This is a genomic window from Paenibacillus sp. JNUCC-31 (assembly GCF_014844075.1).
In the GTDB taxonomy this organism is placed as follows: Bacteria; Bacillota; Bacilli; order Paenibacillales; family Paenibacillaceae; genus Paenibacillus.
In genome coordinates this window covers 2073189-2095805 of record NZ_CP062165.1, presented here as the reverse complement: position 1 = coordinate 2095805, position 22617 = coordinate 2073189, and the positions used below count along the sequence as shown (strand labels likewise).

General features: G+C 47.0%; 19 protein-coding genes. 14 read left to right on the top strand and 5 right to left on the bottom strand.

Annotated elements, in window-relative coordinates; genetic code table 11:
• Positions 1-25: 25 nt before the first annotated feature.
• Positions 26-280, bottom strand: coding sequence for a hypothetical protein (locus JNUCC31_RS08950; RefSeq protein ID WP_062324093.1), 255 nt, complete (start codon positions 278-280; stop codon positions 26-28).
• 235 nt (positions 281-515) lie between these two features.
• Here JNUCC31_RS08950 and JNUCC31_RS08945 point away from each other — a divergent pair, with 235 nt between their 5' ends.
• Positions 516-1175 carry a YheC/YheD family protein gene (locus tag JNUCC31_RS08945; RefSeq protein ID WP_192270582.1) on the top strand — a complete coding sequence of 220 codons (660 nt, stop codon included), beginning with the start codon at positions 516-518 and terminating at the stop codon, positions 1173-1175.
• 357 nt (positions 1176-1532) lie between these two features.
• A complete protein-coding gene (gene sda / locus JNUCC31_RS08940; RefSeq protein WP_017692430.1) occupies positions 1533-1676 on the top strand; it encodes a sporulation histidine kinase inhibitor Sda in 144 nt (47 codons plus the stop codon).
• Positions 1677-1697: 21 nt separating this feature from the next.
• Here sda and JNUCC31_RS08935 read toward each other — a convergent pair whose 3' ends face one another.
• Positions 1698-1949: a hypothetical protein gene (locus JNUCC31_RS08935; RefSeq protein WP_192270580.1), complete on the bottom strand. Its 252-nt coding sequence runs from the start codon at positions 1947-1949 to the stop codon at positions 1698-1700.
• Positions 1950-2033: 84 nt separating this feature from the next.
• A complete protein-coding gene (locus tag JNUCC31_RS08930; protein ID WP_228469701.1) occupies positions 2034-3008 on the bottom strand; it encodes an NAD(P)/FAD-dependent oxidoreductase in 975 nt (324 codons plus the stop codon).
• 535 nt (positions 3009-3543) lie between these two features.
• On the opposite strand from JNUCC31_RS08930, the gene JNUCC31_RS08925 reads away from it, so the two are divergent.
• Positions 3544-4737: an NAD(P)/FAD-dependent oxidoreductase gene (locus JNUCC31_RS08925; protein ID WP_192270576.1), complete on the top strand. Its 1194-nt coding sequence runs from the start codon at positions 3544-3546 to the stop codon at positions 4735-4737.
• Positions 4734-4988, top strand: coding sequence for a hypothetical protein (locus tag JNUCC31_RS08920; protein WP_024632648.1), 255 nt, complete (start codon positions 4734-4736; stop codon positions 4986-4988). Before JNUCC31_RS08925 ends, JNUCC31_RS08920 begins: the two co-directional genes overlap by 4 nt.
• Positions 4989-5131: 143 nt before the next feature.
• Here the strand turns inward: JNUCC31_RS08920 and hemQ are convergent, their stop codons facing one another.
• Entirely contained in the window at positions 5132-5878 is a 747-nt protein-coding gene (gene hemQ / locus JNUCC31_RS08915) for a hydrogen peroxide-dependent heme synthase (RefSeq protein ID WP_192270574.1), read from the bottom strand.
• Between the two features lie 230 nt (positions 5879-6108).
• On the opposite strand from hemQ, the gene JNUCC31_RS08910 reads away from it, so the two are divergent.
• From JNUCC31_RS08910 to JNUCC31_RS08895, 4 genes are all read left to right on the top strand, one after another.
• Positions 6109-6402, top strand: a complete 294-nt coding sequence (locus tag JNUCC31_RS08910) for a YuiB family protein (RefSeq protein ID WP_062324097.1) — start codon at positions 6109-6111, stop codon at positions 6400-6402.
• A gap of 354 nt (positions 6403-6756) precedes the next feature.
• Positions 6757-8292, top strand: coding sequence for a replication initiation and membrane attachment family protein (locus JNUCC31_RS08905; protein ID WP_192270572.1), 1536 nt, complete (start codon positions 6757-6759; stop codon positions 8290-8292).
• A 133-nt stretch (positions 8293-8425) separates the two neighbouring features.
• Positions 8426-9397 carry a helix-turn-helix transcriptional regulator gene (locus tag JNUCC31_RS08900; RefSeq protein ID WP_192270570.1) on the top strand — a complete coding sequence of 324 codons (972 nt, stop codon included), beginning with the start codon at positions 8426-8428 and terminating at the stop codon, positions 9395-9397.
• 97 nt (positions 9398-9494) lie between these two features.
• Entirely contained in the window at positions 9495-10013 is a 519-nt protein-coding gene (locus JNUCC31_RS08895) for a DinB family protein (RefSeq protein WP_192270568.1), read from the top strand.
• 205 nt (positions 10014-10218) lie between these two features.
• Here JNUCC31_RS08895 and JNUCC31_RS08890 read toward each other — a convergent pair whose 3' ends face one another.
• The gene (locus tag JNUCC31_RS08890) at positions 10219-12975 is read right to left on the bottom strand and encodes an endo-beta-N-acetylglucosaminidase (protein ID WP_192270566.1); all 2757 of its coding nucleotides are present in this window, start codon (positions 12973-12975) and stop codon (positions 10219-10221) included.
• 211 nt (positions 12976-13186) lie between these two features.
• Between JNUCC31_RS08890 and JNUCC31_RS08885 the strand changes: the two genes are divergently transcribed.
• From JNUCC31_RS08885 to JNUCC31_RS08860, 6 genes are all read left to right on the top strand, one after another.
• Positions 13187-15016, top strand: a complete 1830-nt coding sequence (locus JNUCC31_RS08885; RefSeq protein WP_416234428.1) for a sensor histidine kinase — start codon at positions 13187-13189, stop codon at positions 15014-15016.
• Between the two features lies 1 nt (position 15017).
• Entirely contained in the window at positions 15018-16532 is a 1515-nt protein-coding gene (locus tag JNUCC31_RS08880) for a response regulator transcription factor (RefSeq protein ID WP_192270562.1), read from the top strand.
• A gap of 282 nt (positions 16533-16814) precedes the next feature.
• A complete protein-coding gene (locus JNUCC31_RS08875) occupies positions 16815-18287 on the top strand; it encodes an ABC transporter substrate-binding protein (RefSeq protein WP_192270560.1) in 1473 nt (490 codons plus the stop codon).
• Between the two features lie 75 nt (positions 18288-18362).
• Positions 18363-19292 (top strand): ABC transporter permease, encoded by a 930-nt coding sequence (locus JNUCC31_RS08870; RefSeq protein ID WP_192270558.1) that lies wholly within the window; start codon positions 18363-18365, stop codon positions 19290-19292.
• A gap of 84 nt (positions 19293-19376) precedes the next feature.
• Positions 19377-20231 carry a carbohydrate ABC transporter permease gene (locus tag JNUCC31_RS08865; RefSeq protein ID WP_228469700.1) on the top strand — a complete coding sequence of 285 codons (855 nt, stop codon included), beginning with the start codon at positions 19377-19379 and terminating at the stop codon, positions 20229-20231.
• 33 nt (positions 20232-20264) lie between these two features.
• Entirely contained in the window at positions 20265-22616 is a 2352-nt protein-coding gene (locus JNUCC31_RS08860) for a glycoside hydrolase family 3 N-terminal domain-containing protein (RefSeq protein WP_192270554.1), read from the top strand.
• Position 22617: the final 1 nt, after the last annotated feature.

Here is a 22617-nt window from a genome sequence, read left to right as displayed (position 1 = left end):
CTCCTTCTACAGAGGTTGATCTACCCTACCCGAAGTGAAGCAAGGCAGCCATGGCTTCCGGCGAACCCGGAGGCGTGGAGGAGAAGGGCGTGGTGAGCATTACTACAATGATGAAGACGATGAAACAGGCAAATATAATGCAGCTTGCGGCAAACCCGCGATTACGTTTTTTGATAAAAAGCCGGATACCTGTAACAAAGAGAAGTACCGTGACAGCTACCAGAACGATCGACATTGCAACATAAGCTACGCCATACAGTGATTTGAAAAATGCTTCCATTTGTTCTGAACGCTCCTTAGATCCTCAATTTAAGCCTTTCCATACCATTCTTTAGTAGCATACGACAGTTTGATGCGTTTGAAAAGCAAACCGGGCGCATGCTCCGACCTTGGGACATGCTTCTAGACGATCTCCACGGAAAAGGGGCCTTCGCCTTGGACAGACATCCAAGAAAGCACGACTCCTGTTGAGTATGTATAAGGAAGGACCATTGTTCAGGAAAGGAGATTAACCCATGTCGAGACAGCTTGCAAGCAAATGGCTGAAGACAGCAGCACTGATGAAATATCCGGTAGCGGCTGTCCATATTCCACAGACGATGGCATTTAATTCAAGAAATCTGCTGAACATGCTTAACCGCTATGGAATGGTATATATCAAACCGGTTGTCGGAGGTGGCGGTTACGGTGTCATCAGAGTGTCCGCAAGCGGAGCAACGTATCGGTACACTCATATGATGGCAACTCGTTCTTTTACCAGCTACAACCAGATGTATCGCTCCCTGATCCGTGTAAAAGCCAGACGAAAATACCTGATTCAGCAAGGTGTTCATCTTGCGACGATTCACGGCAGACCAGTCGATTACAGAGTCAAAGTTGTCAAAACAGAAAGAGGATGGGTGTTCCGTTCCCTAGTAGGAAGACTGGCTCGCCCGGGACTATGTGTGACGAATCTTAGCAAGGGAGGCACAATGCTTTCCGGCAGGAGAGCACTCGGGATGTCGCTGCCCCATATTTCCGGAAGACACAAACGCCGGGAGATGCGTTCACTTACACTCACCTGCACACAAATTATGGAAAGACAATTTCCGGGGGTAGGGCAGCTTGGTTTCGATTACGGGCTGGATCACTCAGGCAAGATCTGGATTCTGGAAGTGAACACCAGACCTCAATGAAAATGGTGAAAAAAAGTTAAAAAAAACCAAATAAAATCCGATAGTAAAATAAAGGGAAACTGGATGGAAAACGTTTGAAAATGAAGAAGTGCGGGTAATTTACTCGCAGGCAAGTCTTAAAACTATGAATTTGTTCTAAAAAAAATACTCTGATAAACGTTCTGTTTGATAAGATACAGTCCTGTGTATAAATACTGTCCACAATATCCCCGTTGATCAATCAATATTTTTACCATTTATCAACAAACTATACACAGGATTTCCACAAAACGTTGTGGATAACAAGAACGCTTGTTCTCTTTATAAATCTCTGATATGATAGTTTTGAGGAAAAAAAAGGAAAGGTTGTGGCGGGAAATGGCTATGTTATCCGATGAGATGTTATTGGATTCCTACCATAAGGCGATTGAGTTGAATCTCGAACGAGATTTCATCGCACTGCTGTTGGCAGAAATCCATAAGCGCAAACTGGGTACCGACGTATCTGCCATTCTTCACTAGAGATCCTCATTGCAGGCAATGTTACAGGTTCCCGGACATGTCCCATAGATGGACAGGCCATAGCGTGCTTGTCTGGCAGTGGTGACAGAACATCATATGATTGCAAACGTTTTCGGCTTTGTCTGCCGTGTCAGAGGAAGTTTGAAATACGTAGGGGCTGTATGGTCCGGTGTAATCGTCCATTTTGCCGCATTCTGACAGTCCCTGAAGGCAGTGGGGACAAGCCTGCTCCGGTACAACCAGACCGTTACACAGCGGGCATATATAAGACAAGGGTATCCCTCCTGATGTTGGATTCATTCAGGAGTAAGATACCCTTTTTTGTGTCTTTTATATTCTATATGATTCCATAAGGAATTAGCGCTTCATGTTACTGCTGTGTCCCGGGGATAACTTGGCATCTGGGTCGAAGTAAACCTTGGCATTGTTGACTGCGGTTGGTGCTTCACCGAATCCGACAGCAATCAGTTTCAGCTTGCCTGGATAGGTTGTAATATCTCCTGCAGCATAGATGCCGGGAATCGATGTTTCCATGCGGGAATCGACCACAATGGAGTTGCTGTCGATCTCAATGCCCCACTCTGCGATGGGTCCCAAGGAAGATACGAAGCCAAAATTGACAATGACATCATCGACTTCAATTTCCTGTGTTTCTTTCGTTTTGACGTGAGCCAAAGTCACCTTCGTAATGCGGTCTTCCCCATGAAGTTCCGTGATTTCGGTAGGTGTAACCACGTTCACTTTGGAATTCATCAGGTTTTCGACACTGTGCTCATGGGCACGGAATTTGTCGCGGCGATGAATTAGAGTTACCTGCTCAGCGATCGGCTCAAGCATAAGCGCCCAGTCTACAGCGGAGTCGCCTCCACCGCTGATGAGTACTTTTTTGCCGGCAAAGGCGTTCAGATCACTGATGAAGTAGTGCAGATTGGTTTTTTCAAATTTGGCTGCACCTTCAAGCTCCAGACGACGGGGTTCGAATGCACCCACACCCGCAGTGATGATTACGGCTTTGGCATGGTATTCATTCACATCGGTTTTTACGACGAAATGACGTTCTTCTAGTTTCTCTACGGACACAACCTTTTCTTCCAGGCGGATGTTCGGATTAAAATGATTCATTTGCTCCACCAGGTTATTCACCAGTTCCTGAGCGGTAACTTTCGGGAACCCGGCTACATCATAGATGTATTTCTCAGGATAGAGGGCGGCAAGTTGTCCACCAAGTTGTGGCATACTCTCAACCAAAGTAACGGATGCCTGGCGCATTCCTCCGTAAAATGCGGCGAACAGGCCCGCAGGGCCGCCACCAATAATAAGCAAATCGGTCATGTCATGACCGGCAGTTTGTGCAGTCAAAAATCAACAACACCTTTCTTATTTTAATAGGTAGTTAACAGAAATAGTGGAGCAGGGCACATAGAGTAACCCGCATTTGTTGCTGAACTGTCTTTCTCATTATAAACGGTGTAAACTGGGTTGCAAAGTTGGTAGTTTGATGAATCTGAGAACAATAGATGAAGATCGGGTGAGAATAGGATGAAATTGGAAATGAAAGGTTATGAAAAATAACAAAAAAAACCTTGATCTTTGCCAGAAATACAGATATCCTTGACCTGTACTATGTGTTTTTTTGTCTAATTTAGCTCCAATTTGTAATGTGAAGACAATACCCGCGTTTTGTTGAATCTTGTGTATAATTTCACAACTTTAACCGATAACTTGCATGCAAAAAGTTCAAATAAATTCGCGAAGTTAACATTTGTCGTCATAATGGATAAGACCTCATCAATATGGGTAAGTAAGAGCCTTTTTACAACAAAACAATCGAACGGCTGATGCGAGCGAAACCGGAAGGGGTATAGACATGAGCAGTATTCCCAAAATCGTCATCCTCGGCGCGGGCTATGGCGGGATTCTGACAGCCCAGCGGCTGCAGAAAGAATTGAATTATAACGAAGCCGATGTCACATTGGTGAACCGGCATGATTATCATTATATCACCACACATCTACATATGCCGGCAGCTGGCACAGATACCATTGAACATGCAAGGGTTCCCATTTCGAAGCTGATTGACGAGTTCAAGATTGATCTGGTCAAGTCTTCGGTGAAAGAGATTCGCCTGCAGGATCGGAAGATTATTCTGGAGGACGGCACGTTATCCTATGATTATCTGATCATTGGGCTGGGTGGAGAACCGGAGACCTTCGGTATTCCCGGCATGCTTGACCATGCGATGACCATTCGCAGCATTAACTCGGTCAGACGGATTCGTGAACATATCGAATATCAATTTGCCATGTACAAAAACGATAATAAGCGTAACCGCATTCGTTTTGTTGTGGGTGGTGCGGGCTTTAGTGGTGTCGAATTCGTGGCTGAACTTGCAGATCGAATTCCACAGCTCTGCAAGGAATTCGATGTGAATCCCAAAAATGTGCACATTTATAATGTGGAAGCTGCACCCTCAGCCCTCCCGGGTTTTGATCCGGAGCTGGTAGAACATGCGATGAACGTGTTGAAGAAAAAAGGGGTTACTTTCAAAATCGGTGTTCCGATTAAGCAATGTTTGCCAGATGGGGTCATTGTGGGTGAAGGAGAAAAACTGGATGCAGCAACGGTCGTATGGACCGGTGGTATTCGGGGTAACGCTTTGCTTGAACAAGCTGGCCTTGAAGTAATGCGTGGACGGGTGAAAGTCGATGAATATCTGCGTGCCCCAGGGCATGAGCATGTCTACGTCATCGGTGACAATTCACTGGTGTTTAACAACGAAGGGCGGCCTTATCCGCCAACCGCTCAGATCGCAATGCAGCAGGGTGTTAACTGTGCCAAAAACGTTGTCGCAGCCATCCGCAAGAAGCAGCCCGAGCCTTTTGAATTTACAAGTAAAGGTACGGTAGCCTCACTGGGGAAAGGTGAAGCTATCGCCGTCGTAGGCGGTAAGAAATACAAAGGATGGAAGGCAGCTCAGCTGAAGAAGCTGGTGGATCTCCGGTATTTGTTTATCATCGGTGGTATTCCCCTGGTACTGAAGAAAGGGCGGTTTTTTGGATGAGACATTGCAGTGTTCAGGTCAGAGGACTACTCACGCGCGAAGAACTGGATCGATACAATGCCCTGATGCAGGTTGGCGGTTATCTTGAGGAACAGGATCAGTATGATCTGGCTTATATTGTTCAGAAGGAAGTTGATATTCTCATTTTGCCAGCGATCGAGCGGCTTAAGGAGAAGGGGCGTGACCGTGACCGGGCAACGGCCGAATTTCTGGAGTCTCTAAAAGCGGTCGATGAAGAGGATCAGGACTAAGATTTAGAAGGATCACGTTCTTCGAATGCTCCCGGTTGGTCCGTTCAAGACGATGTATTGAATATAAGATAGATATGAAAAAAAAGCACCGCTGACATTGACCTTTACAGGAGATGTCCGGTGCTTTATTTTGCTATTTGTTCCTACAGCTTGAGCATGTCTTCCAGTGTTTCTTCGTTCAGCAGGCTTCCCACATAGAAAGAGCCGAATTCGCCATAACGGGCACTGACTTCGTCAAAGCGCATCTCGTATACGAGCTTCTTGAATTGAAGTGCATCATCCGCAAACAGCGTAACGCCCCATTCCCAGTCGTCGAAACCAACGGAGCCAGTAATGATCTGTTTCACTTTACCAGCATAACTGCGACCGATCATGCCATGGCTGCGCATCATCGAGCGGCGCTCATCCATGGAGAGCATGTACCAGTTGTCGTTCAGCTCGCGTTTTTTGTTCATCGGGTAGAAACAGATATATTGTCGCTGTGGCAGGACCGGCTTGAGACGGGCGATGATTTCCGGGTTCTGCATAGGGTCTTCGCCTTCTTTGCCCAAATAGTTACTCAGTTCCACTACGCTGACGTAAGAATACGATTTGGTCGTGTACTGGGCAAACATCGTTTTGTTGAAGGCATTCTCAACGGCCTTCAGATCTTCCAGCGTTTCACGCAGATGCATCATGACAAGGTCAGCTTTTTGGCCTACAACCGTATACACGACTGTGCTCCCTTGGGATGAATTCTCGACTTCCTTCCATTCTTTCCAGAATTCCTCCAGCTCGTCCAGTGCTACGGCACGTTCCTCATCATCGGCAGCTTTCCAGGCGGCCCAGTTAATCGAGCGGAAGTCATGCAGGGCGTACCAGCCCTCCAGTGTTGATGCGGCTTCGTTCATGAATTGTATTCCTCCTGCAGGGTATATTTCCAAATCCCGGTAAGGGACGGTTGAATGCGTTATCGTCTTTATTGTATCCCAACAGGAAGCAGAAGGGCAAATGAACAGAGGGTGATTATAGGGAAATTTGTCCAGAAAGTTCGTTGCTTCGCCACATTTTTTGCGGTACACTATCTACTATCCATAGTATGAGAAACCGAGTCAGTGAAAGAAGAGGTGAACGTCACCCGATGCAGTTCATACCTGTGCTGGTATTGATGGTATTATTTTTTGTTATGATGTTTGGTATCGGTTTCATTCTGAATATGCTGATGAAGACAACCTGGTTCCCTTCCTATCTGTTCATCATCGTCATTCTGCCTGTCGTCGTATATTCCCTGTGGGATCATACGGCATCGCTGATGTCACATTTGGGATCTTTCCATATTGTAGACTATATGACAGGCATAGCTGGACTGGCAGGAGCAATCATTAGTGGCTGGACCATTCGCAAACTTCGTCTGGGTGGATACAAAATGTTTTAATTGGCCGGCAAAAGAAGTTTTCGCTGACCGCAATATTCCTGTAAAGGTCTTGCCTTTGTCGTAAACGCTTACGAATGCAAAGGGAAGGCTTTTTTGGCGTGCATCCAAATCTTGCGTATTATGTTTGGGCTAAGCCTCATATACATATGGATAACATTTCTCCATATCTCCACTTGTTTTCTAAGGCTGTAGCTTTTATAGTAATCTAGCAACTCTGCGAAAACGTGAATGCTGTCGACCTAGGACGAAACGGAGCGAGAACAGGTCCGTTTTTTACCTGTTTTTGAACATTTGAGGATCAGACATTTATGATAGAATAGATAAACAACCTTTTCGGGAGAAGGAGATCAAGCTATGCGCATGACCAATATGCACCATTATACTGAACATCATCGCTACTGCGTATACAGGGAGTTTGGACTTAGTGCCCTGGATGACCGTATGCTTACCGGAGCGTATCAGCCCATGGTAGGTGCCTTTGCGGTTGGCTTGTATCGACTGCTTTTTCAGCATCTTCCAGGTGAACAGGTCGGTTACTCGGCGCTTGAGCAGCAACGGAGGCTGTTCATGACACTTGGACTTGAGCCAAGCGAGAAAGGACGAAAGTATTTGGTGGAGCAGGCATCCAAGCTGGAGGCTGTGGGACTGCTTCAGACGGCAAGGCTGTATATTCCGGAAAATGATGATTACATCTATGAATATGAGCTGCAGCCGCCGCTCTCTCCGGCAGAATTTTTCCGCACACAGCATTTGACACTGCTGCTTCGTGACAAGATCGGCAAGTTCGCCGTACTTTCACTACGTTCCGGTTTTTCAGCCATAGAGAGCGGTGAAGCACCTTACCCGGCAGCTAATAAAGAGAATATTTCTGTTCCTTTTTACGATATATTTGAATTGAACACCCATGTCATTGATTACGAACTCGAGCAGGCATTGTCGGAAGTGTCGACTTCGGCCCAGCGCAGCGGAACAACGGGTGCAGCCGAGGAGAACAGCTTGAATTATGCCGACATAATCTTGCGTTTTCCGCGTGAGTCGGTCAATCGTCGTCATGTAGAACAGCTGCGGTTCGATCATGAGCAGCTCGGCATTGTGAATTATGTGGTGAACAAGTTCAATCTCAGCGTACAGGATGTATGTCGTTTGTTGGATGAGGATGATATCTTCAACCCACAGGGACAACTCGTGCTGGATGATCTTCAACACAAGGCAAGCCTGCAGTTCAGACAGACCAAGAAGCGGCATGAGCAGCAAACGGTACAGGCAGCGAAGGTTGTGGCTCTAAGACAGCATATGGAGGAGCCTGAGCGGAAAGAGGATTCTGGTGAACCACCAGTCGAACACGTCGTGCAGATGGAATACTACGTCGAAGTGCCTCCGCAATTTTCGACCAAGTGTGATATTCATCAATACAACATGATGCTGCGCAATGAGCCTTACACACGACTGCTTCAAACGTTCTTCCCTGGAGCCGTACCGGACAACCTGGTGGACATTTTTGAGAAAATCGATCTCAGCTACAAATTGCCTGGTGAAGTGATTAATGTGCTGATTCATTATTTGATGGCATTGCTTGTATCCGGCGGTGAGCAAAGAATTAACCGCAACTTCGTTGAGGCCATTGCCTCCAACATGCTGCTTAAGCAGGTGAACTCCTATGAGAAGGCGGTACAATATATTCGCGACCAAGCCAAGGTCAAAGGCAAACAAGCTGCTGGTGCAGCTGGAACCCGTTCCCGTACATACGGCAAAGGAACCAAAGCCAAACCCGAAATTCCGATTGTACAAGACATAGGCGCCGAAGGTAATGCAGTATCCGAAGAAGAGTTCGAAGAGATGATGAGGTTTGCCCAGCAGATGCAGGCGAGTAAACAAAAGGGAACTTCATAACTTTTCATCATATAGACCGATAAGGCGAGTCTCCTGATCAATGGTGACTCGCCTTTTTGCTAGATGATTATTTTTACATCATTGTACAATGTGTAGATGAGTTGTATTCTCTCAAAGAAAAGAGGGACTTCTAATGGCAAAATGGGATAACATGCTGTCTATGCTGTGGATGCTTCGATCCGGAAGAAAGTACACTGCCGCGCAAATCGCGGACAGTTTGGAGATCAGTGTCCGCACTGTGTACCGATATATCGACGCATTATGTGCCAGTGGCGTGCCGGTCGTTGCGGAATCGGGTCATGATGGTGGCATTCGTATTCTGGAGAGTTTCAAGGAGACACCATTATTCTTCAACGCCTTAGAGTTAAAGGGTCTTGTGGACGCGTTTAAATTTGCGCAGGGTGCAGGCTATCCATACGCGGAGGAGCTGGAATACGCGTTGAAAAAGGTCGAGAACGGACTGCACGAAGAACAGCGTCATGATCTTTCCCGTCAGACGAGCAGCCTGGATGTAGTTTCTTCGGCGCGTGCGCCTTCTGTCGTTCCGTTGTTGCGGAACTTGGAACAAGCGACGAACGGCGGACGAACTGTTCGTATGGTTTATCGCAAAGCAAATGCGGAGCAGGCTAACGAACGTGAAGTCGATCCATATGGGCTGGCTTACAACCGAAACGAATGGTACGTTGTTGGGTTCTGCCAACGGTCGCAGGCAATGCGAACCTTCCGCGTCGAACGTATCGAGCAGCTGGAGCTAACCGAAGCGAGATTTGACAAGCCGGAGCGTTTCTCAGCGGCCGCCTTTTTCCGCGAACAGTCCGAGCGAGCACGAGAGGCAGACGGACCGCTGGCTGCGATTCGCATTGAGGGGGAGCCTGACAAGCTGAATGCGGTTTGCAGCCACTGGCATATGCGTCACTATTTGGTGGAACGAACCGATCGGGAGGCGCGGTTTCTGCTCGATGTTCCGACGATGAACAGGTACCTTCCGACATATCTGATGACGTTCGGCACGGCCATTCACATCCGGGAACCACTGGAGCTGAAGCGTCGGATCCAGGAACTGGCATACGGTATTGCCAAACATTATGAAGACGATCGGGATTGAAGTTCGCTGACAATAGTTGTCAGCAAACTTGGTATACGATAAAGACAAGGCTGCGACAGCCAAAAAAGGGTGAAGAAAAGGAAGGGTGAATTTATTTATGCTTCAACAACCTTACCCATTGTATGACTATCATGTTTGGGCGAACGATCGGTTGTTCACACACTTGGAACAGCTCCCGGAGGATGCTTTCCATGCGGAAGTGACGAGCGTATTTCCATCCGTGTCACAAACATTCGGGCACATGTATTTGTTCGAACAGCTTTATATGTTAGTGCTCGCTGAAGTTCCGAACGAGGACATTTTTCCGAAGATCTCGGGTTGGACAGAGGAAGCGCAGGGCAAAACCGTGAATGAGATGCGGGAGCTGTTTGGCAGCGTTACAGAGCGGTTCCGCGATTTACTGCGGCATACGCCTGACCCCCACAAGAAGATGACGATTGAGCATCCGAAATACGGTAAAATGGAAACACGTTTTTCCGACATCCTGCAGCATGTTGTCAACCACGGAACATATCACCGGGGCAATGTGACCGCGATGTTAAGGCAGCAAGGTTACTCCGGCGTGCCAACGGATTATATGTTTTATTTGTTGGAACAGCATAATGATAAACGGTAAAATGATATAGACACAAAAGGTGAGTCTTCTATCCATAGAGGCTTGCTTTTTTTTGCTAGACTAGAGAACATGGGGTATCCATGTGGAGAAATAAAAGTACCGAACATGAATAAAGCCCTTCCGACTTCCTGTGGGGGAAGCGAAAGGGCGTGATTGATTTTTCTGTTTTCTCGACTCCTATAAGTCAGTTAACCTTGTGGATCGTTTATCGCAAAATTGTCGTTGCCTTGTTGCCAGCATAATCTTCAATAACCAGCTTCAGTGAGCTGCTGCTGGACGCAGGTGTGAAGGTAAGTTCGCTCAGCTTCGTTCTGCCCCGAATGATATAAGGGAATTTCTGCGATACGTAAGTCACTCCGAATTCACGGGGTACCTCATTTTCATAGATATAAATCTTGTACCAATCCTCCAACTCAGGCAATGCGAGGGTGTACTTTCCATCCTTTACCGTGACCTTTTCCTTGGCGTATGGTGTAATCTGAGTATCTGCAAGCTGTCCGGTAATTGTCACTGGATTCTGTTTGCCAATGGCAATATTCAGAACGTAATGTTCACCATTGGTCGGAAGGCCGGTCAAAGTAGCAGACTGTTTTCCTTTTTTGACCTGAAGTGTCTTGGTGAAAGGTTCCTTCGCATATTCAGTTTGAAGTGTAAGCTGGATGGGTTCTTTATCGTTGTTCTTTTTCGGGTTTTTCCAACGGACAATGGCATCGCCATTGCTCTTGAATTTGACATCAATGTCCTGAACAGCTGCATTCAGATCATACGGCAGGACGGTTGCTTCACTCTCGGTACCATCTGGGCCTACAGCCCGAATGGACAGTTCACCCGTGGGTTGTTTGAGCGATTTAATATAAAATGTGGAGTCATACACACCACCGACATAGACACCGTTCTCATACAGGTTATATTGCTTAACCTTGGAATAGTCCTCGATATCCCATTCGACAACCAACTCATCGGTGTTGGTCAGTGCTTTGGCAATATGGAATCCGGTTGGAGCATTCGGTTTGGCGGCAGAACCATCGGAGATACGGATCTCACCAATGTTCATTTGATAATTCTCAATTGTAGTGCCATTAGGGTCGAAGGATAGACCGAAAGCTGCAATGGTCTTTCCTTGGTATGCGCTCAAATCCAGTGTAGTGGTTTTCCATTCATCCGTATGCTGGCCTGATTCAGGCACATTAACTTTGACCACCTTGGTTGGTTCATCTTCGAAGATCAGTCCAACTTGCATGGACGAAGCGTCGCTGACAGACGGTTTGTTATAGGTGAGTTCCAGTTTGGATTGTGCATTGATGGACAGATCCGTCTTGTACAGTCGCAGGAAATTGTCCTTATTCAGACGCCCGTTCACGACCAGAGAGCTGCCGCCGTTGAACGCACCAATGGAATCGTAAGTATAGCGAGCACCTTTCTCATAGGTTGGACCATAGTCAAAATCAACCGTCAGTTTGTCACCTTGGCTATCCATCCACCATTGCCAGGTGACCGGGATATCCTGAATATTGATATTGGACCATTCGGTTTCATTGGAAACCGTGCCGTCTTCATAATATTTCAGCCCATGGCCTGTATTGAAGTTGGTCACAAAATTGGAGCCATGAATGACAGAGCGTTCGGTAAGATAAGCGGCGATGCCGTCCCATTTTGTACCGGAAGCGTACACATCGGACAGATCGGCGGATGATGTACGGCGTGCGTTGGTTGGGTCCTGATTCGGACCTGACCACCAGGCGCGGTCGCGCACAAAGGTCATCCACTGGTACTTATCTTCGGCTCTATGATTGGTGCTGCCATCGCCCATCTCTTCATCCAGGGCATTATGGGTAAAGTCGGCACCAAGCGTTGCAATACTGTTCATCGGCTGGCCGTTCTCGTCCAGATTGTTGCGCAAATCGTAGAGCTGCTTCCAGCGGCCGAACTGGTCATTCCCACCTTCGATACCGGCAAATACCGTTTCCAGTGGGTCGAGTCCCAGGCTAACGGCATGATTGCGAGAATCACGCAGCATGTCATGGTTCCATACGTAATTCAGGAAGATCGAATCCGAGACTCGGCCTAATGCAGAATCTTGCACAAATGGACTGTTAAGTCCATTAAACTGGTTCTGGTATTGAATTTTGCCCGTTGTATTGATAGTGGAGTCATACCATTGAACATATAACCCGTTGTCCCTGAGATATTTCATGAATTTCTTGTAGGAAGGGATATCTTCGGGGGCAACGCCTTTCGCGACTTCTTCCTGATTGAAGAAATATCCGTCGTAGTTATAATATTTCGCCATTTCGACCAGCTTTGCAGCAACAGGGAAATTTCCGTCTTCATCCTGCACAAGCATCTGTTTGTAGGTTTGGGGTCCACGGTCATTGTCGGAGAAGAAAATATTGGCGATGGACCGGACGCCATTTTTGTGTGCTGCATTGGTATAGGCCGGATTGGGAATATTCAAAATGCCAAACTCGAAGTATTTTTCCGTCCAGTCTTTATTTGGATCGTACAATTCTTCTGGTACACCCGCAGAAGCCATGCCATGCCAATAGCTGTAATAGTCTGTATACTGCCAATAATTAAAGAGGTACTGACTGAACTCGTTCGTGTAAGGGGTACTATCAAAGAAGGCATTACCATAATCGCCACTCATGGTAAACAGTTGGGTGTCGGGGTTGAGTTCGGGATAAGCTTGCGTTGCAGCAAATGCATCATTGCGAGGTTGCAAAGGTACATGGGCACGAAGCAGATCACCATGGATATCACTTTCGGGTGTCCAATTCAGAATCTGGGCAGCGGTGTAGCCATGCTGATAGGGCTGGTTCATCCCTTTGGCACTTTCACCTGTGTAAGGGAGCGTGTCTCCGGCATAAACGGATGAGGCAATGACCTGTCCAAGCAGAGCTGACGTGAGCATCATTGCAGTTACCTTGGGAATGAAGCCTTTGGGTTTGTGTTTGCGTGTCATGTTGTTCCTCCTTCGAGTCGAATGAATGTAAGGTATTCTTTTACACAAAACTAAACTTATGGTTAACGATAGTGCATGAAAGCATTTTCAAATAGGGTGAAATTAAAGAAACACAGGTATAAACTAAAGAAAAGTTCCAGGTGACAAGTTAATGTCAGAAGGCAGATGATATAATTTAGACATGAAATCAGCAGCGGGGGGAACTTGCGATTTGAAAATTGTTAGCGTTTACAAAAATTTCTTCAAAAATAATATGTTTATGAAGATGCTGTTCATCTTCTCCATGATTTCGATTGTAACGATTATTACTTTGTCTTATATCATTTTCCTGTCGGTGTCCGACGCAACAATTCGCCGAGAGTTGGCGATTCAGAAAGCGGCGATGGAAAGTGTCGACCGTTATATTCACCAACAGTATGAATCGGTACAGAACATGGTGAGGGACATGCATCAGAATGAGGCGTTGTCAGCCAATATTACCTATCTCATGAATCACACGTACGCCGAATATGTGCAGCATCTGACGAATGGGTATTACGCGAATCAGGATGATTATTCTGCTGACGTATTGAAGCATTTTCAGAACATCATGGATCGCAATTCGGATATCAATCAAGTGATGTTATATAGTGCAGAGCGGCAGGATCTATCTACCTTCAATCAGCATAAGCAATTCAGGAAGCTGGACACCAACGTGGCTCATTCCTATATTCCTGACGTGATGGCGATGGAGACTCCAAATATCAGCGCGCCAAACTATTGGATACGCAAAGAAATAAATCAATGGGACCCGGCGCTGTATGCGATTCGTGTGCCCATCAACAATACACAGACCCTTCGAAATTTGGGACAGTTCCTCGTTTTCTTTGACTCTGCGGGCATTGGCAATGCTCTCGACAGTTATGAAAGTAACCTTAAGGGAGAAATTGTGGTGCTATCAGCCAAGGGCACGGTATTGTTCGACTCCAACAACTACTATTACGGGAAGCAATATCCGTATGTGAATGTGGCCGATTCATTGTTTGACCAGACCGACATGGATTCGATGAAAAAGGAGCGGAACATGTATGTGAACAAGTTTGTCTCGGCGGATCAGGGATATGTGGTTGTTGGCACGGTTCCTGTGAATGAGATGGCTGAAGCCTACGCGGGTACACGCAATACAATCGTTTCGATTAGCATCATATGTATCCTGTTTGCCGTATTGGTTCCGGCGTTTTTCATTATTAATTTTGCTAAACGCACCCGCCGAATCATTCGTTTCACCCAAAGGGTGAAATACGGCAATCTGACAGCACGCATCGATGATACCCGTGATGATGAGCTGGGACAGATCTCGCACAGCTTTAACGATATGCTGGATGAACTTAATCAGTATATTGAACGGGTCTACAAAGCCGAGATTAAACAGAAGGAGACGGAACTAGTTGCACTTCAGGCTCGAATTAATCCTCACTTTCTCTATAACACCCTTGAGGTTATTCGGATGAGGGCGATTTCGCAGGGAGCGAAGGATGTCGGTGAGATGATCTACAGTTTATCCGTGTTATTCAAGAGCCTCGTTCAGCAAAAGAAAAACTATACACTGAAGGATGAGATGGAAGCTTGCCGTTTATATCTGGAGTTGTTCCGGATTCGCTATAAGGATATTTTCATGTATACAATTCAGTTGGACCCTGAACATAACCAACATCCGGTGGTCAAACTATCCCTGCAACCGATTATTGAAAATTATGTGGTGCATGGCATTCAAACAGAACGTTCCGATAACCAATTATCGATTGTTGTTGAAGAGTTGGACGACGTATTACAGGTAGAGGTTAAAGATAACGGCAAAGGCATTGATCCTGCGCGCCTGACAGAGATTCTTGAAGAACTGGAACGCCCGGAAGAATCGGGCCAGATGTTCGGACTGCGCAGTGTCCACACCCGTTTACGTTTCTTATATGGACCGGAATTCGGCATCACGATCGAGAGTACACTCGGAGAAGGAACCCTGATCAGGGTTCGTTATCCTCATATGGAAGGGACAGGTGTTTAATATGTACAAGGTATTTATTGTGGATGATGAACCGTTCATCATTGAAGGATTGTACGATATTCTGGATTGGTCATCATTCGAAATGGAAATTGTAAGCCATGCCGGTAATGGACAGGCTGCATTAAATGCCCTGTCGTCACAGCCCGTGGACATTCTGATCACAGACATATCCATGCCAATCATGAATGGTCTGGATCTGATTCGGGAAGCGCGGCGATTGCAGCCAGATATCAAGGTTATTATTCTGAGTGGTTTCAATGAGTTTGAATATCTGAAAGAGGGCATGCAGCTGGGCATCGAAAATTATCTGCTCAAACCGATCAATGTGGAAGAGCTTGAATCGACGCTCCGCAATACGGCTGCAAAGCTGGATCATGTGTTGTCTCCTCAAACAGATGATGCTTACGGTGTTCAGATTCTGAAAGACAACATCCTTCACCGATGGCTGACAGGACAGATTGCGCCCAGAGAATTTGAGGAACGCGCGCTGTTCATGAACCTTTCGTTGGACGCACCTGACGTTGCAGTGGCTATCCTGCGCGCAAAAGGGGAGGAATTCGGCATGTTCGAGCGAGTGGAGGGTATGCTGAAAGAAAAGCCATATCTGAATGTATTCCATGATATCGATGGTGATATTGTCATCGTTGCCAATGTGCACGCAGATGAGGACGAGGAGCAAAAGTTTATGGATTGCCTTCAGCTACTATCGACTGCGCTATCGGAGACATATCCTGCGGTTGTGATTGGGGCAGGAAGTATGATGAAGGGGCTTCACAATGCGCCGGCAAGTTATCAAGAGGCAAAAAAGGCGCTCCAGTATGTCATGATCTATCCCGACCTTAAAGTAATTGACCATGCCATATTGGAAAGGTGCGGGGATTCCACTTCTTCCTTCTCCATCGATTGGAAGGAGTATGCCAAGCTTATTCTGTCCCGCAATTCAGAGATGCTTACCGAGCGAATTCGGGCAGATCTGGAACAGCGTCGCGATGGGGTTACGCCCGCCGAATTACAGAACATTGCACTGGAAGTAGTCATTCGTTTCAAGATGGAATTGGAGGGCATTAAACATACCGATGAGTCTGCCATTTTCCAACAAGGGCTTCGTCTTGTATTGGATAGCAGCACCTTTGATGAACTTGTACAGGCATTGCAGCAGGTGGGTACGGAGACAATTCAGTCCCTGCTTCAGGATTTGAAGAATCCGATCGTCAACCAGGTGCTTCAACATATTGACAAACATTATGCAGAAGAGCTTTCCCTGAAGCTGCTGGGGGCTCACTATCATCTTCATCCGGTATATTTGGGACAACTGTTCCATAAGGAGACGGGTGAGACTTTTGCCGAATATATCAATAAATACCGGATTGAACGTGCCAAGGAACAGCTGCGCAATTCGAATCTGAAAGTACATGAAATCGCAAGGAATGTGGGGTACTGGGAGACAGGTTATTTCTATAAACAGTTCCGTAAATATGTGGGGATTTCACCTACCGATTTTAAGGTTTTTGGTTAATCTTCGATGGAATTCAGACTGTAACAGCAGACAGAAATGGATGAGGCATTCTGGAAACATGAGGGCATGCGATCACGTTGGTGCCAAATGTTACTCAGGATGTCTTTCTCATGTAAGCGATTTATTCAAATCGGTACAAATTAATGAACCGGTACTGATTTCTCTTTAATTTGTACCTCGAAATATTAAGTTTATCTTCTTTTTGAAAATGCTTTCATTCGGTAAGGTTAAAGCAGTTAGATTGTAGAGCTTAAGGGAACACGAAAAGGGAGGATCAAGGAAATGAGTAAACAAAGAAAAAGTTTTTCTCTCGTTCTAGCACTTTTGATGGCGGTTACAGTTGTTCTTAGTGCCTGTGGAGGAAGCAAGGAAGCTTCAGAATCAGGGGGAGCAGGCGAAGACGCTGTCGAGCTGATCTGGTACACCATCGGTACCCCTCAGAAAGATGTCAATAAAGTGATGGAAGAAGTCAGCAAGTACACCAAGGAAAAAATCAATGCCACGGTAACGATGAAAATGGTTGACTGGGGTGACTATCCGCAAAAGATGCAAGTTAATGTAGCATCTGGCGAGCCAATGGACATCCTGTTCACCTCATCCGGCGGATTTGACTATGTTCAAAATGCAAGAAAGGGTGCATTCCTGGAGCTGGATGACTTGCTCGCGAAACACGGTCAGGATCTCACCAAAACCATTGATCCTGCATTCCTGAGCGGTTCCAAGGTAGACGGACACAACTACGGTATTCCGGCCAACAAGGAGCTGCCTCAACAAGAGGTATGGCGTTTCAACAAAACGCTGCTTGATAAATACAAAATGGACATCTCCAATGTTCGTACGTTAGACAGTCTGGAGCCTTTGCTCAAAACAATCAAGGAAAATGAGCCAAGTGTGACTCCGTTTGGAATGGATAAAAACTTTGTTCCTTATGTTCCTTATGACTATGTCATTCAGAATTTGCCAATGGCAGTCAAACTGGATACCACGGATTATAAAATTGTGAACATTCTGGAGACTCCGGAAATGAAAGAAGCACTCACAACGATGCACAAATACTACAAAGCTGGTTATGTATCGCCAGAGGCAGCAACAACAGGATCTACCAATGACCTGACTACATCAGGCAACTGGTTCCTGGATCGTGCACAGACACAACCACTCGCGGACAACCAATGGTCGGCAAGTTACGGATATCCGGTGGTTTCCACACCAGCGAGTGATGCGATCATCACCAACACGTCTGTACAAGGTTCGATCATGGCCATTTCGGCCAACTCTGAATATCCGGAAAAAGCAATGGAGTTCCTGAACCTGCTGAATACAGATCCAGTGCTGCGCAATATGGTCGATTCAGGTATTGAGGGCGTTCACTACAAAAAAGTGGATGATACGCACATGGAAAATCTGGCTGAATCCAAGAACTACGATATGCCTTCGTACTCTCTCGGTAACAACATGTTATTGTATCTGAACAACAATGACCCGGATAACAAATGGGATGAGTTCAAGAAGTTTAATGCAGAGGGTGTAAATTCCCCAATTTTGAGCTTTAACTTTGATTCAAGTAACGTGTCCTCGGAACTGACAGCAGTGCAGAATGTCAAAGAGCAATACTGGGCCGCATTGATGACAGGTACGCTGGACCCGGAGACCAATTTGGAGCAAGTGATTGAGAAGTTCAATCAAGCCGGACTTGAAAAAGTGATGGCTGAAGCCCAAACCCAGCTTGATGCCTGGAGAGCGGCAAATAAGTAAGGGTAAATTCAGGGATCGGGCCGCTGCTTGTTGCGTCCGATCCTTTTTCATTCAAGCCTGAAGGAGGATCTCCATATGACGTCATTTTTGAAAAATTTGATTAGAAACCGAGTCATGCTGTTCATGGTGCTGCCAGGCGCCATCTGGTTCTTCTTCTTCTCCTACCTGCCATTGGTGGGCACAGTAGCAGCATTCAAGCAATATCGCTTCAGCCGCGAAGGCTTCTGGGCAAGTCTGATGAAGAGTGAATGGGTAGGCTGGGATAACTTCAAATTCCTGTTCAGCACCAACGATGCTTGGCTCATTACTCGAAATACGCTTTTTTATAACATTGCCATTATTGTTCTGGGGCTGGTATTCGCTGTAGGTTTGGCAATTCTGCTCTCGGAGCTGATTAATAAACGATTGGCCAAATTGTATCAGACAGGTATGTTCCTGCCGTATTTTCTGTCTTGGGTTATTGTCGGTTACTTCGCGTTCAGCTTCCTGAGCATGGACCGGGGGATGTTGAACCAAATTATTGGGTGGTTCGGCGTGGAACCCATTCAGTGGTATTCGGAAGCAAAGTATTGGCCGTATATCCTGGTGTTCGTAGCTTTGTGGAAAACCATCGGGTACAACAGCATTGTCTATCTGGCTTCCATCCTGGGGATTGATCGGTCGCTGTATGAGGCAGCGATGATCGATGGTGCAAACAAATGGCAGCAGATTCGCAATATAACGATTCCATTGTTATCCCCCATCATCATTATTATGACCTTGCTGGCCGTGGGTCGTATCTTCTATGCCGACTTTGGTCTCTTCTATCAGGTTCCAAGGGATTCAGGTACGTTGTATTCTGTCACGAATGTTATTGATACGTATGTGTATCGTGGCTTGAAAACAAGCGGTGAGATTGGCATGAGTACAGCTGCCGGATTGTATCAATCCGTTGTGGGCTTTGTACTTGTTATCATTTCCAACTATGTTGTACGCAAAATCGATAAAGATAGCAGCCTATTCTAGGATAAGGGAAAGGAGTGAACCACTGTGGCTCAACTTGTAAAAAAACGCGACTTCCATCATGTATCCAGCGGCTGGAACGTAATTATGAACATTATTGCCGGACTATTCGCTTTGATTTGTGTTTTTCCTTTTGTATTTGTGGTCATCATCTCGTTCACGGACGAGAAGGTACTGGCCCGCGACGGGTACCGACTCATTCCGGCGGAGTGGAGTCTCGCAGCCTATCAGTTTGTCTGGCAGAGTGGAGACACGCTGCTGCGTGCGTACGGGGTAACTATTTTGGTCACGGTACTAGGTACCATCGTCAGTTTAATTCTAATGTCATTGTATGCTTACGCGATTTCCCGCAAGAGCTTCCGTTATCGGAGATTTTTCTCCATATTTGCCATCCTGACCATGTTGTTCAACGGCGGGATGATTCCGACCTATATGGTCGTATCCCAGCTTCTCGGATTGAAAGATAGCTTATGGGCATTGATCCTGCCACTCGCAATGAATGCCTTCTATATCATGATCCTGCGTACGTTCTATTCGACCAGTGTACCGGATGCGGTCATTGAATCGGCGAAAATTGATGGAGCAGGAGAATTTTATACGTTTCTCAAAATTGTCATTCCATTATCTCTGCCGGGGCTGGCGACGATCGGATTGTTCAGTACGCTCGGCTACTGGAACGATTGGTTTAATGCGCTGTTATATATCGATAATCCCAACCTCGTACCGCTGCAATCCATGCTGATGCGGATCGAGTCCAGCATCCAGTTCATCCAGCAGAACTCGGCGAACAGCTCGATGAGTCTGGCGGCGATGCAATCCATCCCGCAGGATACTTCACGGATGGCGATGGTGGTTCTCGCCACGTTGCCGATTATTTTCGCTTATCCGTTCTTCCAGCGTTACTTTGTACAGGGACTGACAGTCGGAGCCGTCAAAGAATAACCAAATCACTTCTACAGATGGAGGCATCGAAGGATGATGATATATAAGGATAAGAGCAAATCCGTGGAAGAGCGAGTAGAACATCTGCTGAGCTTAATGACCACGGAGGAGAAGGCGGGTCAACTCATCCAGCCATTTGGCTGGCAGACCTATACGAATGATCAGGGGAACATTACGCTGAATGAATCCTTTAAAGAACAAGTGGAAAACGGAGGCGTAGGCTCTTTGTACGGTGCGCTTCGTGCAGATCCATGGACGGGTGTTACGCTTGAAAATGGACTGTCTGCCAGAGAAGGGGCAGAGGCCGTAAACCTGATTCAGCATCATGCTGTGGAGCATTCCAGACTGGGGATTCCCATTCTGATCGGAGAGGAATGCTCACACGGACATATGGCGATTGACGGTACGGTCTATCCGGTTCCCCTGCTCTTGGGCAGTACATGGAATGTGGATCTGTACCGTGATATGTGCCGGGCGGTTGCTCGTGAGACGCGTGCTCAAGGCGGTGCGGTAACGTATTCTCCGGTACTGGATGTTGTACGTGATCCACGTTGGGGGCGTACCGAGGAATGCTTTGGTGAAGACCCATATCTCATTGGTGAACTGGCTGTTGCTTCCGTACAGGGACTTCAGGGCGAGCGTCTGGACCAAGAGGATGCGGTAGCGGCTACACTGAAACATTTTGTCGGTTATGGCAGCTCGGAAGGTGGACGCAATGCGGGACCGGTACACATGGGCTGGCGTGAGCTGCTGGAAGTAGACCTGTATCCGTTCCGCAAAGCTGTTGAAGCAGGCGCTCAATCCATTATGCCGGCCTATAATGAAATTGACGGTATCCCATGTACCGTTAATACGGAATTGCTGGATGATGTTCTGCGTAAAGAATGGGGCTTTGACGGTCTGGTCATTACGGACTGCGGTGCCATCAACATGCTCGCAAGTGGGCATGATGTGGCGGCGGATGGACTGGAAGCATCCGTACAGGCCATTCAGGCAGGTATTGATATGGAGATGTCCGGTGAGATGTTTGGACAATATCTGGTACAGGCGATCTCGGAAGGAAAGCTTGAGATGCATGTACTGGATCAGGCTGTTCGCCGCGTGCTGTCGCTCAAGTTTAAGCTGGGACTGTTCGAGCAGCCTTATGTAGATGCTGATCGCGCGGCAGAAGTCATTGGCAGTGCAGAGCATATTCAGCTGGCACGTCAATTGGCAGCGGAAGGCGTGGTCTTGCTCAAAAATGAAGCGGCAACGCTGCCTCTGTCAACGGCAACAACGGGCCGGATTGCTGTCATTGGTCCTAATGCAGACCAAGCCTATAACCAGTTGGGTGACTATACATCCCCCCAACCAAAATCCAAAGTGGCTACGGTGCTGGATGGTATCCGCAGTAAGTTTGCCGTTAGTGAAAGTGGACACGCGGGGGAAGGATCAGATGGTCGTTCGTCGAATGTTGTAGCTGAGGTGCTCTACGCACCAGGTTGCCGAATCAAGGGCGATTCAAGAGAAGGATTCGAGCATGCGATAGAAACGGCAAGGCAAGCCGATACAGTCATCATGGTCGTTGGCGGCTCAAGTGCCCGAGATTTTGGTGAAGGAACGATCGATCTGAAGACCGGTGCTTCCAATGTATCCGATAACTCATGGAATGACATGGAGTGTGGCGAAGGCATTGACCGCATGACACTGGGACTCGCCGGAGTCCAGCTCGAACTGATTCAGGAGATTCACAAGCTTGACAAAACACTTGTCATTGTATATATCAACGGTCGGCCGATTACTGAACCTTGGGTGGATGAACATGCTGATGCCATTCTGGAAGCCTGGTATCCGGGGCAAGAAGGTGGGCATGCCATTGCAGACATTTTGTTCGGCGACGCGAATCCGTCCGGCAAACTGACAATTTCCATTCCGAAGCATGTGGGTCAAATACCGGTTTACTACAATGGTAAACGATCACGCGGCAAGCGGTATTTGGAAGAGGATCTGGAGCCTCGCTATCCATTCGGATATGGGCTCAGCTATACTACTTTTGAATACAGCGAGCCAAAGCTGAGTACGGAATCGATGACAGCAGACGAGACGGTTACCGTATCGGTAAAGGTCACCAATACGGGGCCTTGCAGAGGTGCAGAAGTCATTCAGATGTATGTATCCGATGTGGTCAGCCGAGTGGCTCGTCCAGCCAAGGAGCTGAAGGGATTTGTGAAAGTGAATTTGGAGCCTGGAGAGACGCAGACTGTAACCTTCCATATTGGAGCAGAGCAGCTGCAATATATCGGCCGTGATCTCACGCCTGTCGTTGAATCCGGTAAGTTCCATATTCATATCGGAAGACATGTAAATGATACGCAGTTCGCCGAGCTAACGGTAGAGGAGGCGTAAG